The sequence below is a fragment of the Silvania hatchlandensis genome (genome assembly GCF_025564065.1).
Classification (GTDB): domain Bacteria; phylum Pseudomonadota; class Gammaproteobacteria; order Enterobacterales; family Enterobacteriaceae; genus Enterobacter; species Enterobacter hatchlandensis.
The window spans coordinates 55,717-71,617 of record NZ_JAMGZK010000049.1 but is presented as its reverse complement, the minus strand read 5'-3'; the positions used below and the strand labels follow the sequence as shown (position 1 = coordinate 71,617).

The window sequence follows — 15,901 nt, the reverse complement described above, 5'->3', positions numbered from 1 at the left end:
GGGCTCCTCATGAGTGCGTTGAATCAAAAAAGTTTTCTCACTTATCTGAAAGAAGGCGGTCTTTACGTTGTTCTTTTAGTTTTGCTGGCCATTATTATTTTCCAGGACCCTACGTTCTTAAGTCTGCTGAACCTGAGTAACATTCTGACTCAGTCTTCTGTACGCATTATCATTGCGCTGGGCGTGGCAGGTCTGATTGTCACCCAGGGTACTGACCTGTCAGCCGGTCGCCAGGTCGGTCTGGCTGCGGTGGTCGCGGCAACGTTGCTGCAGTCGATGGAGAACGCTAACAAGGTGTTCCCGGAAATGGCGACCATGCCGATTATCGTGGTGGTCCTGATTGTTTGCGCCATTGGTGCCGTCATCGGTCTGATTAACGGCATCATCATCGCGTACCTGAACGTGACTCCGTTCATTACCACGCTGGGTACGATGATCATCGTTTACGGTATCAACTCCCTGTACTACGACTTCGTGGGCGCATCGCCGATTTCCGGATTCGACAGCGGCTTCTCGACCTTTGCGCAGGGCTTTATCGCGCTGGGCAGCTTCCGCCTGTCGTACATCACCTTCTACGCGCTGATTGCGGTGGCCTTTGTTTGGGTGCTGTGGAACAAAACCCGCTTCGGTAAGAACATCTTCGCTATCGGCGGTAACCCGGAAGCGGCGAAAGTATCAGGTGTTAACGTTGCGCTGAACCTGCTGGTGATTTATGCCCTGTCAGGGGTGTTCTACGCCTTCGGTGGCTTGCTGGAAGCGGGTCGTATCGGCTCGGCGACGAACAACCTCGGCTTTATGTATGAACTGGATGCGATTGCCGCATGCGTCGTGGGTGGCGTGTCTTTCAGTGGCGGTGTGGGTACCGTTCTGGGCGTGGTGACCGGTGTTATCATCTTCACCGTTATCAACTACGGTCTGACCTATATCGGCGTGAACCCGTACTGGCAGTACATTATTAAAGGCGGAATCATCATCTTCGCGGTTGCGCTGGATTCCCTGAAGTACGCTCGTAAGAAGTAATCATTCTGTAGCTAACAAAACCCGCTCATATCGAGCGGGTTTTTTTATGCTAAGAGGGCAGCGATCAGCGTTTTTGATACAGGGACCAACCCAGTTTCAAGCCCGAACGGTTTATAAATTTTGTTTACGACCTCGGTAGAATAATTGCCTTTATCGTTTTCTACGTCTGAAAGCGTTTTGCGTGACACCTTAACCAGTCGGGCATATTCGTCCTGCCTCAGCCCCAGCACGTCAACTCTGAGTTTCTTAAGTGCTTGTCCCTGAGATATTTGGCCCAACAGAATGTCACGAATCACGGAATGCATGACAGACTGACGATCCACGGTACTGACTCGGGTCAGGCTGGGCGAGACGCGCTGTCTGCTGAGGCTTGAGCTGGCTTCTTTATCCGGCGAGGCGGACTCAGTCATAGCCTTAGTCTGCTGGTTACGGGTACGTAACCTGGCCAAAGTGCTCTTAAGCTCCGACTCTTTCTTATCCCCAGCTTTCATAGCAATCCCCAGCGAACAAGTTTATCCGGAACATATTTAAAGCCAATTGCCGGCATATCGAGGATTTGTGCGGGCACGCCGCGTACCGCCAGCCTTTCCTGTATATCAACAAGTTGAGCTGCGGTGTCGCGAAGTTTCTTGAGTAAATCAGCTGCAGGAACCCATTGCGAGAGTGCCTCTGCGATGCCTTTGAAATCATATTCGCCGCCTGATTCGTAAGCCAGTGACCACTTTAATGTGCGAGGGATCCCTTCGGGGTCGGCTTTCATCGGGGCAAAATCGTAGATCGGTGAAAGCATGATTTCATTATCGGTTTTTATAAATGCGGTATTACGTCCATGATTGTCGCTGTTGCCGAAAATAATATTTAAGAGATCGCGGCGCACCCACTCAATGATAAATGCTGCGATATCAAAGGAATAACCCTGCTCCTGGACCATATTACTGCGGGTGATTTTATCGATTAATGTCTGCAGCGTTGCCTGCTGTTCAAGCAGAGTACCGGGTGCTTTTTGCAGTAATGAATAGACAGATTCCATCCCTAGCCGTTCAAGCTGACCGTGTTCGTTTCTGCTGATATCAAATCGGGGGAGCCAAAGGGAAGGGTAGTTGATGCCCTCCTCAAGACGCATGTGGTTTGTCGATATCGTAGAAAACCCCATTTCCGCAAGTTCATGATAATAATGAAATTCAGCTCTCAGGATATTACAGTCAACCTCTGTTCTGCTGCCTCGCGGATACTTAACCAGATAATAATGGTCCTGACTTAAAGGATCATTTTGCCAGGTATCAATCCAGATAGCCTGCTTGTCGCTACAGCGCAATAGTAATTTAGGCGCTTCTCCACCTGCACCTGTAGCGCCGCCTGCCGCTGCACCTCTCTCCTGAGCATAGTCAAGAAAATCGGCGGCACGGTTAATCACATCCTCCACGGTGAACGTTTTGGCGCTCGCTGGGGCATCCCATGGCGGTACTGATTCCTTGATTCGTAGATTTCCTACAGGTGACATGGTGCCATACTTCAGCAATACAAAATTTTGCTGTCCTGACGGCAGTTCGCTGATATCAAGAAAATTTACCCAGTACCGGCGACTTGCTCCACTCGGGATGATGTCGTCAATAAATCTGAGCCATCCAGGATTACCCTTGTCATCAAAATAGAGTGAAACAGGGTGATTGAGAGAAACCGCATGACTATCATCACGATCGAGAAATTCGAGAGCATATTCAGTCAGATAATCAACTTTCGTGGTTTTCCAGTTGTCGCGGTCGCTCTCGGGAAACGTGATGAGCGCGATATCGACCCATGTTTCTTCCAGATAAGCCTGTACGGTTAACGTCTCCATTTCACCTCCTGTTCAGGTAATGAGTGAAATATTACTCATTAATTGCAGAGCAGGCAATTAATGTCACTTATATCACTCATTATAGAAGGGTGGCGAGGTTAATGCGTGATATATCACGCATGCGTTATTCGCTGAGGTTTTCTATTTCTGCAGTTCCAGCAACTGCTCTGGCGTCACCGCCGGATACCCCTGGGCATCTTCCGGCACTTCGGTCATCGCAGGGATCGACACCAGCGGCCCTAAAAAGCGCGGCTCGCGTTTGAAGATATACAGATCGGCCAGCGCGCCCAGACGGGCGCCAAATTCACGTACCCGGACGGTGAGCATATCTTTTGGTGAAGGGACGGCATAGCACTGGGCCTGAATCCCCCGGTGCAGGGCGATAAACAGCGCGCGTTCGCAGTGGAAGCGCTGAGTGATGATGATGAAATCGTTGGTATCAAACACCTTACGCGTGCGGACGATTGAATCGAGGGTTCTGAAACCAGCGTAATCGAGCACGATATCAGACGGATCGACGCCCGCGGCAATCAAATCCTTCCGCATCGTGACCGGCTCATTGTAACTTTGCAGCGCATTGTCGCCGCTCAGCAGTAGGTAATTCACTTTGCCGCTGTTATAGGCGTTGAGGGCGCCCTGAATACGGTAGCGGTAATACTGATTGATCACCCCGGTGCGGTAATACTTGGCGGTACCAAGCACCACGCCCACCTGGCGGTAGGGTAAATCCTGCAGGTCATCAAAGATGTAGGGAGCCGTTTTCCAGCTCATCCAGCGGTCAAGAGCCAATGCAGTCAACAGCACGATGCCGATCAGGACAACCAGGCTGTAAAACATGCGCTTCAACATACAGATGACTCGTACCTAAGATGAAATTTCAATCAGGCTACTTTACCCGTCTGGTAAGCGCAAGAAACGGCGGTTCAACTGGAGGGATTTTCATCAGATCTGCGGGCATTGCTGCCCGCATCAAACATTACGCCAGCAAAACGCGGTCCACGTTGGTGCAGCCCAGCGCACGCAGCGTGGCGGCGGTGGCATCCCACTGGATCAGCGGCGCATCGGCCTTTTCCGCCAGTATGGCGCGCTGAATGTCCGGGTAGTCGTAGCCGTTCAGGCTGAGCAGGTTCAGCGCCCCCTGCAAGGGTGGCAGGGTCGGGTTAAAGGCGGCGTTCTCGGCATAGCTGCCGGTAAAGATGCGACCATCGCGGCACTCCAGCGCCACGCCGCTTGGCGAGTTGCTGTACGGCGCATGGCACGTGTTGGCTGCCTGGATTGCCGCCTGCGCCAGCTCGTCGCCGGTCAGTGGATAGCCATGATCCTGCTCGTCCATCAGCAAGGTTTTAATCTCCAGATCTTTGGGTCCGAAGGCGTCCGGCAGGTAATCGGCCAGCGTGTGCGGATCGCGGCCTGGCAGGTTGATACGCAGCTGCAAACCGCTGTTCAGCTCGTTCATAAACTGACGGCAATGACCGCAGGGGGTGTAGTTGACGGTAATGGCCTGCAGGGTTTTTTCGCCGCGCAGCCAGGCGTGACTGATGGCGCTCTGCTCGGCATGCACGGTCTGCTGCATGGTCGCCCCGAGGAACTCCATGTTACCGCCGAAGTACCAGGTGCCACTGACGCCGCGCGCAATTGCGCCAACGTTGAAATGGGAGAGATCGGCGCGGGCGCAGGCAGCTGCCAGCGGCAGCAGGGCGAAGGCCAGCGCGTCATCATCCAGATCCGTGGCACGTTTCAGTCCGGCAACCTGTTCAGCTGTGAGCAGGGCGGGGAAGTGTGCATCCGCCAGAACCGTGGCCAGGGCTGACTGCAAATTCTCTGCAAGCTGAGCGAAAGCTGATTGAAAACGTGGATGCATGGCGTTGCCTCATAAGGGTTAATGGATCAGTAGTGTACGGAGCCGTTAAGGCTTTATATGTGATCTTGATCTCATTATGTGTGCAACTTATGAAACTCAAATGAAAATTGCGCGACGCGTCGCAAATTTTAGCCCACGACCGCCAGAATAATCGGGAACAGGAACGGGGCGATAAGCGAGGTCATGATCCCGCAAATCACCAACGCCAGCGAGCTAAAAGCACCTTCCTGATAATCAAGCTCGGCGCAGCGGGCGGTACCGAGCGCGTGCGAGGCTGTACCCATCGCCAGACCGCGGGCCGATTTGGTACGAATGCGCATCGCGTTCAGCAGCGTGTGGCCTAAAACCGCGCCGAGAATACCGACGTAAATCACGCACACGGCGCTGATTGCCGGGATGCCGCCGAGGCTACCACCCACTGCCATCGCGATAGGGGTGGTGACCGATTTAGGTAAGATAGAGGCTGCGATTTCCGGCGTCGCGCCCAGCAGCAGCGCCACCGAAGTCCCGGTAATCATCGCCACCACGCTACCGGCCAGACAGATCGTGATGATTGATTTCCAGCGGGCGCGGATCTGATGCAGTTGCTCATACAGCGGAAACGCCAACGCGACGACCGCAGGCTGGAGCAAATCATTCAGCACCTTGCTGCCCTGGAAATACTTCGCGTAAGGAATGCCGGTCAGCAGCAGGAAAGGGATAATGACCACCATCGCCACCAGTAGCGGGTTAAGCAGCGGGAACTTCAGGCGCACCGCCAGTTTGCGGGCGGCAAAGAATACCGCGACGGTGAGCGGCAGCGACCACCAGATATTGGCCATCATTTTTTCTGTCCTTTCTGTCCAACCACGTTACGCTCCCCGTGCGCCAGATGCGTGCTCCAACTCACCACTAAAAACACCACCAGCGTACTGATGGTGCAGGAAACAAATATCGGGCCAAACTGGGCGCTCAGCAGATCGTAATACTGCATCACACCCACGCCGATAGGGACGAACAGCAGCGCCATATAACGGATAAGCACTGAGCAGCCGGGCTTGACCCACTCTGCCGGCAGTATTTGCAGCGCCAGCAGTACAAACAGGATCAGCATGCCGATAATACTGCCGGGAATGGTAATCGGCAGCAGCGAGGCGAGAAAAATACCTGCGTACAGGCAGGCATAAATAAGGACGAACGCGCGCAGATATTGCCAGACGACCATCAGTGATTTTTTCATAGTGAAAGCCCTTGATGAAACGCATTCATCATACAATTAAAATTGAAACCGTGCTACGGATCACATCATGACTTTTGAGCATACCAGACATTACTTTCTGGAACGTTGGGCATTTCCCCAAACAAGGGGGGTGACAATGCTGCGCTATCAATATACGATTCATATATGAATTGTTATGGAACATATATATGGGCATCGTAAAAATCTCCGATCTGCTGCATGACGACATTCGTGATGCCAGCAAAGCCATGTCACGTTCGGTCAACGCGCAGGCGGAGTACTGGATCCGTCTCGGCATGATGAGCGAACTCTATCCTGACCTTAACCATCAACAAATAAAGATGATGATGCTGAAATCCGGCTCCGACCGCTTACTGGAGGTGATCAATGCCATCAATTCTCATTAAAACGGCGGATGAGCTGGCCCGTCAGCGTCATGCCGGGGAGCTGCTGGCTTCTGTATTCACCATGCTGGACGCGTTTATTAAGCCTGGCGTAACCACCATGGAGATCAACACTCGCGCGGAGGCGTTTATCGTTGACCAGCTTCAGTCTCGTCCCGCCAGCAAAGGGCAGTATGACTACCCCTACGTGCTGAACACCTCGGTCAATGAGGTGGTGTGCCACGGTATTCCGAAGGCGTCTGAACAGCTCAAATCGGGTGCCATCGTTAACGTCGACATTACCCTCGAAAAAGCGGGCATGATTGCCGACTCCAGTAAAATGTACCTCATTGGCGATGTTTCACCGTTGGCCCGCAGGCTGGTGAACAAAACCTATGAAGGAATGTGGAGAGGGATCAAGGCCGTCAAACCGGGCGCGACGCTTGGCGATATCGGCCATGCCATTCAGTCCTACGTTGAAAGCGAGGGCTACAGCGTGGTGAGGGAATATTGCGGGCACGGTATTGGCAAAGAGATGCACGAAGAGCCGCAGGTGATGCATTACGGTAAAGCAGGCGAAGGCACGGTGCTGCAGGCGGGGATGGTCTTTACTATTGAACCGATGATCAATCAGGGTGACAGCCGCATCAAAACCAAAAAAGACGGCTGGACGGTCGTTACCCGTGACAAAAAGCTCTCTGCGCAATGGGAGCATACCATCGCCGTGACGGAGGACGGTTTTGAGGTGCTGACGCTGCGTCCCGAAGAGACGATACCGGATTAAGCCGCCCCGCGTTTTCCCCTGATACTGAGGCTTCCCACCCTTCGCGGTTGCGGCTACTATAGCGCGTCTTTTTTTACGGGTACTGATATGCGTGTATTACTGGCACCGATGGAAGGTGTGCTCGATTCGCTGGTGCGTGAGCTGCTGACCGACGTTAACGATTATGACCACTGCATCACCGAGTTTTTACGGGTGGTGGATATGTTGTTGCCGGTAAAATCGTTTTACAGGCTCTGCCCGGAGCTGCATCGCCAGAGCCGAACCTCTTCCGGCACCCTGGTGCGCATTCAACTGCTGGGGCAATATCCCGAGTGGCTGGCGGAAAACGCCGCCCGTGCGGTTGAGCTCGGCTCCTGGGGCGTGGATCTTAACTGCGGCTGCCCGTCGAAGATGGTCAACGGCAGCGGCGGCGGGGCCACGCTGTTGAAAGATCCGGAGCTTATCTATCGCGGTGCCAAAGCGATGCGCGAGGCGGTGCCAGCCCATCTGCCGGTGACGGTAAAAATCCGTCTCGGCTGGGACAGCGGCGACCGGCAGTTTGAAATTGCCGACGCGGTGCAGCAGGCGGGGGCCAGCGAGCTGGTCGTCCACGGGCGCACCAAAGAGGATGGCTACAAAGCTGAGCGCATTAACTGGCAGGCCATTGCCGAGATCCGCCAGCGGTTGACCATTCCGGTGGTGGCGAACGGTGAAATCTGGGATCGCGAGAGCGCGCTGGCCTGTATGGCACAGACCGGCTGCGATGCCGTGATGATTGGCCGCGGGGCGCTAAACGTGCCCAACCTCAGCCGGGTGATTAAGTACAACGAGCCGCGCATGCCGTGGCCGGAAGTGGTGACATTGCTGAAAAAGTATTCCCGACTCGAAAAACAGGGCGATACCGGGTTATATCATGTTGCCCGCATCAAGCAATGGCTGAGTTATTTGCGCAAAGAGTACGACGAGGCGCTGGGATTATTTCAGGAGATCCGCACGCTGCAGACATCGGCAGATATTGCGCGGGTGATCCAGTCAAAATAATAAGCGTTAAACCGCTCACACTTTTTTAAGTTATAAAGCATTCACGGTTTGCAACCGGGCGCGATGGTGTTAAGGTGCCCGGGTTTTATTACGCAGGGTTGTTACTGGTTATCAGGCAAAACCTAAGCGCTCCACGGCCTCATCCGCTGTGGAGCGCTTAGGTTTTTTTTTGCCTGTTATTCGCACAGGAGAAAACATTGCCGTAACGCTGAATACTGTCTGATATTTCCATCCCTTTTTGTGGCTATTAAATGCCGCAGGGAAAACTATTACCTGAAATAAAGAAATGCGACGGGCAATATATAAATTGCCTGCGACCGGTTACGCCTTAAATACTCAATCACAGGTTTATATGATGGCACAAAAACACACCCGTTTAACAGTCTGCGCGCTGGCTTTATTGGTCTCTTCCCCGCTGGCGATGGCGCAGGAGTGGAATGGCACGGTACTTGGCTTCGAAGCGCCGCCGGACCCGATTCTGGGCGAGATGCTTGGTATCCGCCACATCCTCAGCGACAACGGTTTCACCTATAACCTCGGCTACCTGAACGAGATCGCATGGAACGGCGGTGGGGGATACAACCACGATCCGCGTGTGGCCTATATCGACCAGTTTGCGCTGACCTTCAACCAGGATCTGGAGCGCTGGACCGGCATTCCCGATGCGCGTATCGAAGGCAATATCGTCAACCGTAACCACAACGACGATCTCACCACCCGGCGCGTGCAGGATCCGCGGGTCAACTTCAACGACCTGACCCAGGAGAGTTGGGGCGGACAGTCCATCACCCGCCTGGGCTGGTTGACCTTTGCCCGTAGCTTTGACGATCGCCGCCTGACCTGGCGGATCGGGATGATGAACAAGGTGCAAACCTTCGATCAGATTATCCCCTGCGACTTCCAGATGCTCTCCCAGTGCGGCGGTAAATCGGCGAACTCGCTGACCTGGAACAACTGGAACGTCCACACCTGGGGTACCACCCTGGCGTACAGCATCACGCCGACCGTTACCCTCAAGGGTGGGGTGATGGAGCAAAACCCGGATGCCTCCAGCCGTAATCACGCCTGGAGCTGGTCAACGAAGGGCAGCAAAGGGGTGCTGCTGCCGCTGGAGATTGAAGCGCGTCCGCAGATTAACGGTCTGCCGGGGGCCTACAACCTTGGCGTGCTTTACACCAACGCGCCGCAGCGCGATCTGTACAAAGGCAAATCCGGTGGGGCGGGGGCCAGCGATCCGAATGGCTATGCCGATCACGATGACACCTGGTTTATGTACGCCGGGTTTAATCAGCAGCTGACCCGCCATCAGGACGATCCGAACCGTGGTCTGAGCAGCTCTTTCAGCATGAGTCTTTCGGATCAGCGCAGCAACTACATGCACTCGGTGTACGCGGGCTCGCTGCGCTATCGCGGCCTGTTCGACGCCCGTCCGCAAGACTGGATTGGCTTTGGTCTGACGTGGATCGACATGAGTGACCAGTACGCCCGCAACCAGCGCTATATGAATACCCTGAGCGGCATCACCGACTACAACAATCCGGCCTACCATCCGGTGCCGGGGCACTCCCTGAACGGTGAGTTCTATTACCGCTTCCGCCCGGTGAAGTGGCTCGAACTGCAGCCTGGCATTCAGTACTGGCACCATCCAGGCGGCGTGGCGAAAACCCAGGACGCGTGGGTGACCGAACTGAAGACCGTTGTAACCTTTTGACCGGCTGAACAGCGATCTGTATCACGTTTTCATCGGTGATACGTTGAGGCTGCGAATGAAAGTGATAGAGTGCCAGAACTGGATTGTTACTGCTGCGGCAGGCAAAACCTGATTTCTGGCTAACACCGGGGGTCAGGTTTTTTTGTTTCTGGGGTTCCGATGATAATCGCCAAAATTCTTAATAATAACGTGGTGGTTGTTCAGGATGAGCACGGGTGCGAGCAGGTAGTGATGGGCCGTGGGCTGGCCTTTCAGAAGCGCGTCGGTGAGCGTCTGGATAAAGACAAAGTAGAAAAAGTGTTCGCGCTGAAAAGCAACGAACTGGTGCATCGCCTGGGGGAGTTACTCAGTCAAATTCCCCTCGAAGTGATGACCACCTGCGATCGCATTATCGGGCTGGCGGCGCAGCGACTGGGGAAATTGCAGGAGAGTTTGTACATCACCTTAACCGACCACTGCTACTTTGCGATTGAGCGGCAGAAAAAGGGGCTGGCGATCAAGAACGTGCTGCTGTGGGATATCAAACGTCTCTACCCGAAAGAGTTTGAGCTGGGCCAGGAAGCCCGGGCCATTATCGCCAAACGGCTGGAGGTGGAGTTAGCCGAAGATGAAGCCGGGTTTATCGCGCTGCATCTGGTCACCGCCCAACTGAACAGCGAAATGCCGGAAGTGATGCACGTCACCCGCGTGATGCAGGAGATCCTGCAGCTGGTGAAGTATCAGCTTCAGCTGGAGTATGACGAAGAGTCCCTGAGCTATCAGCGCTTTGTCACCCATCTGAAGTTTTTTGCCCAGCGGATGCTGACCCGCACGGTGGTGGAAGACGACGACGTCTCGCTGCACACGGCGGTGAAAGACAACTACGCGAAAGCGTGGAAATGCGCAGAGAAAATCGCGCAGCATCTGCAAAAAAGCTATCAGCGTGAGCTGACAACCGAAGAAATTATGTTCCTCGCCATTCATATCGAACGAGTGAGAAAAGAGGGGCGTTAAGCCTCAATAATCTGGATTGTTACTGCATAACGCAGGCAAAACCTGAGCGCGGTACCCGAAAGGGCGCTGTTCTCGGGTTTTTTTATTTTTACGACTCAGTCAAACCCTGCCTGCGGGCAGTGAAGAAGGAAATCGAGATGGAATATCAAGCATTGGCGAAAGATATTCTCGGCCACGTGGGCGGCAAAGAGAACATCGTCAGTCTGGTTCATTGCGCCACCCGACTGCGCTTTAAATTGAAAGAGAACCAAAAAGCAGACGCCGAAGGGCTCAAGACCAATCCTGGTGTGATCATGGTGGTCGAAAGCGGCGGTCAATTCCAGGTGGTGATTGGCAACCACGTGCACGACGTCTGGCAGGCGGTGCGCGGCGAAGCGGGCCTCAGCGATGACGCCCCCGTTGCCGACGATACCGGCGATAAAGGCAGCCTCTTCGGGCGCTTAATCGACATTGTTTCCGGAATTTTTACGCCGTTTATCGGCATCCTGGCGGCCTCGGGGATCCTGAAAGGGCTGCTGGCGCTGGCAGTGGTCTGCGGCTGGTTAAGTACCGACAGCGGCACCTACAAAATCTGGTTTGCCGCCAGTGATGCGCTGTTCTTCTTCTTCCCGATGGTGCTGGGCTACACCGCCGGTAAAAAGTTTGGCGGCAATCCGTTTATCACCATGGTGATTGGCGGAGCGCTGATCCATCCGGCGATGATCCAGGCTTTCGAGGCCAGCCAGCAGGCGGGGGCGGTGGGAGATGCCTTCCTCGGCATTCCGGTCACCTGGTTTAACTACAGCTCGTCGGTGATCCCGATAATCCTTGCCGCATGGGTCAGCTGCTGGCTGGAGAAGCAGAGCGCGAAGCGCCTGCCGTCGTCGATGAAAAACTTCTTCACTCCGCTTATCTGTTTAGCCGTCACCGTGCCGCTCACCTTCCTGGTGATTGGCCCGATCGCCACCTGGCTGAGCCAGCTGCTGGCGAACGGTTATCAGTGGATTTACGTGCTGGCTCCGTGGCTGGCGGGTGCGGCGATGGGGGCCCTGTGGCAGGTGTGCGTGATCTTCGGCCTGCACTGGGGGTTGGTGCCGCTGATGATCAACAACCTTGCGGTGCTGGGTCATGACTCAATGCTGCCGATGTTGCTGCCTGCGGTGTTTGGCCAGGTCGGGGCCGCGCTGGGCGTATTCCTGCGCAGCCGCGATGCGCGTCAGAAAATGCTGGCGGGCTCCTCGGTCACGGCGGGGATCTTTGGTATCACCGAACCGGCGGTGTACGGCGTGAACCTGCCGCTGCGCCGTCCGTTTATCTTCGGCTGCGTGGCAGGGGCCATTGGCGGGGCGATTGTTGGCTTCAGCGACACGCACGTCTACTCCTTCGGCTTTGCCAACATCTTTACCGTGGCGCAGATGATCCCGCCGGGCGGGGTGGATGCCACGCTGTGGGGCGGTATTTTCGGTACCCTGGTGGCGCTGGTGCTGAGCTGCGTAATGACGCTGGTCGCTGGCATGCCGGGCCGTGCGGCAGAAGCCACGCCGGTAGCGGTAACCGTGGGTGAAAACGATGTTCTGTCACCGATGACCGGTACCGTACTGGCCCTGGATCAGGTTCCCGATGCGACCTTTGCCAGCGGCCTGCTCGGCAACGGTGCGGCGATTATTCCCTCGGACAATAAGGTGATTGCGCCCTTTGCCGGAGAAGTGGCCTCGCTGTTCGCCACTAAACATGCCATCGGCCTGCTGAGCGACAGCGGCATTGAAGTCCTGATCCACGTCGGGATCGACACCGTGAAGCTCGACGGCAAGCCGTTCACCGCCCACGTCAAGGTGGGGGACAAAGTTCAGCCGGGCGATCTACTGCTGGAGTTCGACCGCCAGGCCATTATCGATGCCGGATACGATCTGGCGACCCCGATTATTATCAGTAACAGCGACGAGTACCGCGATGTCGTGACCGTGGCGGCAACCGCCGTCCAGGCCGGCACGCCGTTACTCTGCGTCAGCCATCAATAACAGGAGAACCTAATGAAAACTTTCCCAAATGATTTCTTGTGGGGCGGCGCGGTTGCCGCGAATCAGGTAGAAGGCGCTTATCTGGAAGATGGCAAAGGCCTCTCCACCTCTGACGTTCAGCCGCAGGGCGTGTTTGGCCAGGTCGTTGAGCGCGTCGCCGGTGACAGCGGCATCAAAGACGTGGCGATCGATTTCTACCATCGCTACCCGGAAGACATCAAACTGTTCGCCGAAATGGGCTTCAGCTGCCTGCGCGTCTCCATTGCCTGGACGCGTATCTTCCCGAACGGTGACGAGCAGCAGCCGAACGAAGCGGGGCTGGCCTTTTACGACAAGCTGTTTGACGAACTGGCGGCGCACAACATCACCCCGCTGGTGACGCTGTCGCACTACGAAATGCCATGGGGGCTGGTGCAGCAGTACGGCGGCTGGGGCAGCCGTCAGGTGATTGGTTTCTTTGAGCGCTATGCCCGCACCGTCTTCACCCGCTATCAGCATAAGGTGAAGCTGTGGCTCACCTTTAACGAGATCAACATGTCCCTGCACGCGCCGATGACTGGCGTGGGCCTGCCGGAAACCAGCAGCAAGGCACAAGTGTATCAGGCGATCCACCATCAGCTGGTGGCCAGTGCGCTGGCGGTGAAGGCCTGCCATGAGATCGTCGCCGAGGGAAAAATCGGCAACATGCTGCTGGGTGGCCTGGTCTATCCGCTGACCTGCAAGCCGGACGATGTGCTGGAAGCCCTGCAGGAAAACCGCGCATGGCAGTTCTTCGGCGACGTACAGTGCCGCGGGGCCTATCCGGGGTACATGTTGCGCTTCTTCCGCGATAACGGCATTCAGCTGGAGGTCACCGACGGCGATCGCGAGGCGTTGAAATCGACCATCGACTTTATCTCCTTCAGCTACTACATGACCGGTTGTGTGACCACAGACGAAGCACTGAACCAGCAGGCGCGCGCCAACATTCTGAACATGGTACCGAACCCGCACCTGGCAAGCTCCGAGTGGGGCTGGCAGATTGACCCGGTGGGCCTGCGTAACCTGCTCAATGTCCTCTGGGATCGCTATCAGAAGCCGCTGTTTATTGTAGAGAACGGTCTGGGTGCAAAAGACAAGCCGGACGCCGATGGGGGGGTGCAGGATGATTATCGCATCAGCTACCTCAACGACCATCTGGTGCAGGTGCGCGAGGCGATTGACGACGGCGTAGACGTGATGGGGTACACCAGCTGGGGGCCGATCGACCTGGTCAGTGCGTCCAAAGCAGAACTCTCTAAACGCTACGGTTTTATCTATGTCGATCGCGACGACAGCGGCGCAGGCACTCTGGCGCGCAGCCGTAAGAAAAGCTTTTACTGGTATCAGGAAGTGATTGCAACGCGTGGCGCCTCGCTGAAAGCGTAAGCCCGACGTTACCCGGCAGGCCGCGCGCCCGCCGGGTAATTTTTCAGAAAATGGCCTTAAATACGCCCGTAACCACCAGTAAACCAATCAAGAAAATAATCAAAATCACCCAGAGTAGAATTTTCATACCTGTCTCCCTTGTTTTGCCTGTTGGCTACAGACAAGTGTAGCAACGGTACGAGAAGCAACCTGAAATTGCGCAACAACTATACTTATCTCTTTGTTTGCTTTCTGGAGGTGAGTATGGCGTCAACCCATCGTGTAGCAATTGTCACCGCATCCGATTCCGGGATCGGCAAAACCACCGCGCTGATGCTGGCGGAGCGCGGGTTTGACATTGGCGTGACCTGGCACTCCGACGAAGAGGGGGCGATGAAAACCTGTCGCGAGGTCGAGGCGCGGGGGCAGCGGGCAGAGGCCATCCATCTGGATCTCAGCCATCTGCCGGACGGCGCCGAGGCCATCAACACGCTGATCGCCCGTTTTGGCCACATTGACGTACTGGTCAACAATGCCGGGGCGATGTCCAAAGCCCCGTTTCTGGATATGGACTATGATGCGTGGCGAACCATTTTTACCGTCGACGTGGACGGAGCGTTTCTCTGCTCGCAGATTGCCGCCCGGCAGATGGTGAAGCAGGGTAAGGGCGGGCGCATCGTGAATATTACCTCGGTGCATGAACATACCCCGTTGCCCGAAGCCAGCGCCTATACCGCCGCCAAACATGCGCTGGGCGGCCTGACCAAATCGATGGCGATTGAGCTGGTGCAGCATAACATTCTGGTCAATGCCGTGGCGCCTGGCGCCATTGCCACGCCGATGAACGACATGGACGAAAGCGACGTTGAGCCCGGCTCGATGCCCAATATTCCGCTGGCCCGGCCGGGGTACACCAAAGAGATTGCCAGCCTGGTGGCCTGGCTGTGCGACAGCGACGCCAGCTACACCACCGGGCAGTCGTTTATCGTCGACGGCGGGTTTATGCAGGCCAATCCGCAGTTTAAGCCTGCCGAATAAGCCGTTATCGGGATTCCCGGTGTTTAAACCACAGCCGGACGGCGACCACCAGCACCAGCACCACAACCAGCCAGATGAGATGGCGCAGGTGCTGATCGAGGTCGTGCAGCCACGGCCCCAGCACTTCGCCACCCACATAGCCTAAGGTGGTGAAGATCAGCGCCCAGACAATGGCCCCCAGAATGTTCAGCGGCAGGAAGAGTTTGGGCGGCAGGCGGCTGGCGCCGATCAGCAGCGGGCCGATAATGCGAAAGCCGTACATAAACCGTGCCCCGATGACGAACAGGTAAGGGTGGCGCTGGATCAGCCGCTGAGCACGGTCGATCTTGCTCTGGTGGCGGGAAAAGTGGCGCAGCAGCGTTGGGCCAAAACGTACCCCGAGAAAATAGAGTAGCTGATCGCCGATCATGCCTCCCAGCGCCACTGCCGCCACCACCAGCGGAAAACGCAGCAGCCCCTGATGTGCCGCCACCCCGCCTAACAGGGTGATGGTTTCGCCTTCCGCCATACTGCCGACCACGAGCGCGGCATAGCCATATTGTGTAATCAGTGCATTGATATCCATCGGGTAAGCGTAGCGCAGTAACCCCCCAGGATCAGCTATTTTCTGCCTGTACAGAAAATAATCGCAGGCCTGCATTATACTTGAGAT

The 15,901-nt window shown here is 55.7% G+C and carries 16 protein-coding genes and 1 pseudogene; 9 read left to right on the top strand and 8 right to left on the bottom strand.

Annotated elements, in window-relative coordinates:
• Nucleotides 1-9 precede the first annotated feature (9 nt).
• Nucleotides 10-1,020 (top strand): galactose/methyl galactoside ABC transporter permease MglC, encoded by a 1,011-nt coding sequence (gene mglC / locus M8014_RS12450; RefSeq protein ID WP_271282752.1) that lies wholly within the window; start codon nt 10-12, stop codon nt 1,018-1,020.
• A gap of 44 nt (nt 1,021-1,064) precedes the next feature.
• On the opposite strand, the gene M8014_RS12445 is transcribed toward mglC, so the two are convergent.
• From M8014_RS12445 to M8014_RS12420, 6 genes are all read right to left on the bottom strand, one after another.
• Nucleotides 1,065-1,511 (bottom strand): helix-turn-helix transcriptional regulator, encoded by a 447-nt coding sequence (locus M8014_RS12445; RefSeq protein WP_271282751.1) that lies wholly within the window; start codon nt 1,509-1,511, stop codon nt 1,065-1,067.
• Nucleotides 1,508-2,857: a type II toxin-antitoxin system HipA family toxin gene (locus tag M8014_RS12440; RefSeq protein WP_271282750.1), complete on the bottom strand. Its 1,350-nt coding sequence runs from the start codon at nt 2,855-2,857 to the stop codon at nt 1,508-1,510. Before M8014_RS12440 ends, M8014_RS12445 begins: the two co-directional genes overlap by 4 nt.
• Nucleotides 2,858-2,998: 141 nt before the next feature.
• Nucleotides 2,999-3,706, bottom strand: a complete 708-nt coding sequence (gene sanA, locus M8014_RS12435) for an outer membrane permeability protein SanA (protein WP_271282749.1) — start codon at nt 3,704-3,706, stop codon at nt 2,999-3,001.
• Nucleotides 3,707-3,833: 127 nt separating this feature from the next.
• Nucleotides 3,834-4,718, bottom strand: coding sequence for a cytidine deaminase (gene cdd, locus M8014_RS12430; RefSeq protein WP_271282748.1), 885 nt, complete (start codon nt 4,716-4,718; stop codon nt 3,834-3,836).
• 128 nt (nt 4,719-4,846) lie between these two features.
• Entirely contained in the window at nt 4,847-5,542 is a 696-nt protein-coding gene (locus M8014_RS12425; protein ID WP_271282747.1) for a CidB/LrgB family autolysis modulator, read from the bottom strand.
• A complete protein-coding gene (locus M8014_RS12420) occupies nt 5,539-5,937 on the bottom strand; it encodes a CidA/LrgA family protein (RefSeq protein ID WP_271282746.1) in 399 nt (132 codons plus the stop codon). Before M8014_RS12420 ends, M8014_RS12425 begins: the two co-directional genes overlap by 4 nt.
• Nucleotides 5,938-6,125: 188 nt before the next feature.
• Here M8014_RS12420 and M8014_RS12415 point away from each other — a divergent pair, with 188 nt between their 5' ends.
• From M8014_RS12415 to M8014_RS12385, 7 genes and pseudogenes are all read left to right on the top strand, one after another.
• Nucleotides 6,126-6,344: a ParD-like family protein gene (locus M8014_RS12415; RefSeq protein WP_032612583.1), complete on the top strand. Its 219-nt coding sequence runs from the start codon at nt 6,126-6,128 to the stop codon at nt 6,342-6,344.
• Nucleotides 6,325-7,104 (top strand): type I methionyl aminopeptidase, encoded by a 780-nt coding sequence (gene map, locus M8014_RS12410; RefSeq protein WP_271282745.1) that lies wholly within the window; start codon nt 6,325-6,327, stop codon nt 7,102-7,104. The genes M8014_RS12415 and map overlap by 20 nt, the downstream gene beginning before the upstream one ends.
• Nucleotides 7,105-7,191: 87 nt before the next feature.
• Entirely contained in the window at nt 7,192-8,124 is a 933-nt protein-coding gene (gene dusC / locus M8014_RS12405; RefSeq protein WP_271282744.1) for a tRNA dihydrouridine(16) synthase DusC, read from the top strand.
• Between the two features lie 421 nt (nt 8,125-8,545).
• Nucleotides 8,546-9,835, top strand: a complete 1,290-nt coding sequence (locus M8014_RS12400) for a carbohydrate porin (RefSeq protein ID WP_418939609.1) — start codon at nt 8,546-8,548, stop codon at nt 9,833-9,835.
• Between the two features lie 159 nt (nt 9,836-9,994).
• Nucleotides 9,995-10,828, top strand: coding sequence for a BglG family transcription antiterminator LicT (gene licT / locus M8014_RS12395; RefSeq protein WP_271282742.1), 834 nt, complete (start codon nt 9,995-9,997; stop codon nt 10,826-10,828).
• A 26-nt stretch (nt 10,829-10,854) separates the two neighbouring features.
• Nucleotides 10,855-12,825, top strand: a pseudogene (gene bglF / locus M8014_RS12390) (PTS beta-glucoside transporter subunit IIABC).
• Nucleotides 12,826-12,837: 12 nt separating this feature from the next.
• The gene (locus tag M8014_RS12385; protein WP_271282740.1) at nt 12,838-14,232 is read left to right on the top strand and encodes a glycoside hydrolase family 1 protein; all 1,395 of its coding nucleotides are present in this window, start codon (nt 12,838-12,840) and stop codon (nt 14,230-14,232) included.
• 43 nt (nt 14,233-14,275) lie between these two features.
• Here the strand turns inward: M8014_RS12385 and M8014_RS22955 are convergent, their stop codons facing one another.
• Nucleotides 14,276-14,359, bottom strand: a complete 84-nt coding sequence (locus M8014_RS22955; protein WP_472924513.1) for a small membrane protein YohP — start codon at nt 14,357-14,359, stop codon at nt 14,276-14,278.
• 116 nt (nt 14,360-14,475) lie between these two features.
• Between M8014_RS22955 and M8014_RS12380 the strand changes: the two genes are divergently transcribed.
• Entirely contained in the window at nt 14,476-15,249 is a 774-nt protein-coding gene (locus tag M8014_RS12380; protein ID WP_271282739.1) for an SDR family oxidoreductase, read from the top strand.
• 4 nt (nt 15,250-15,253) lie between these two features.
• On the opposite strand, the gene M8014_RS12375 is transcribed toward M8014_RS12380, so the two are convergent.
• Nucleotides 15,254-15,814 carry a DedA family protein gene (locus M8014_RS12375; protein WP_271282738.1) on the bottom strand — a complete coding sequence of 187 codons (561 nt, stop codon included), beginning with the start codon at nt 15,812-15,814 and terminating at the stop codon, nt 15,254-15,256.
• Nucleotides 15,815-15,901: the final 87 nt, after the last annotated feature.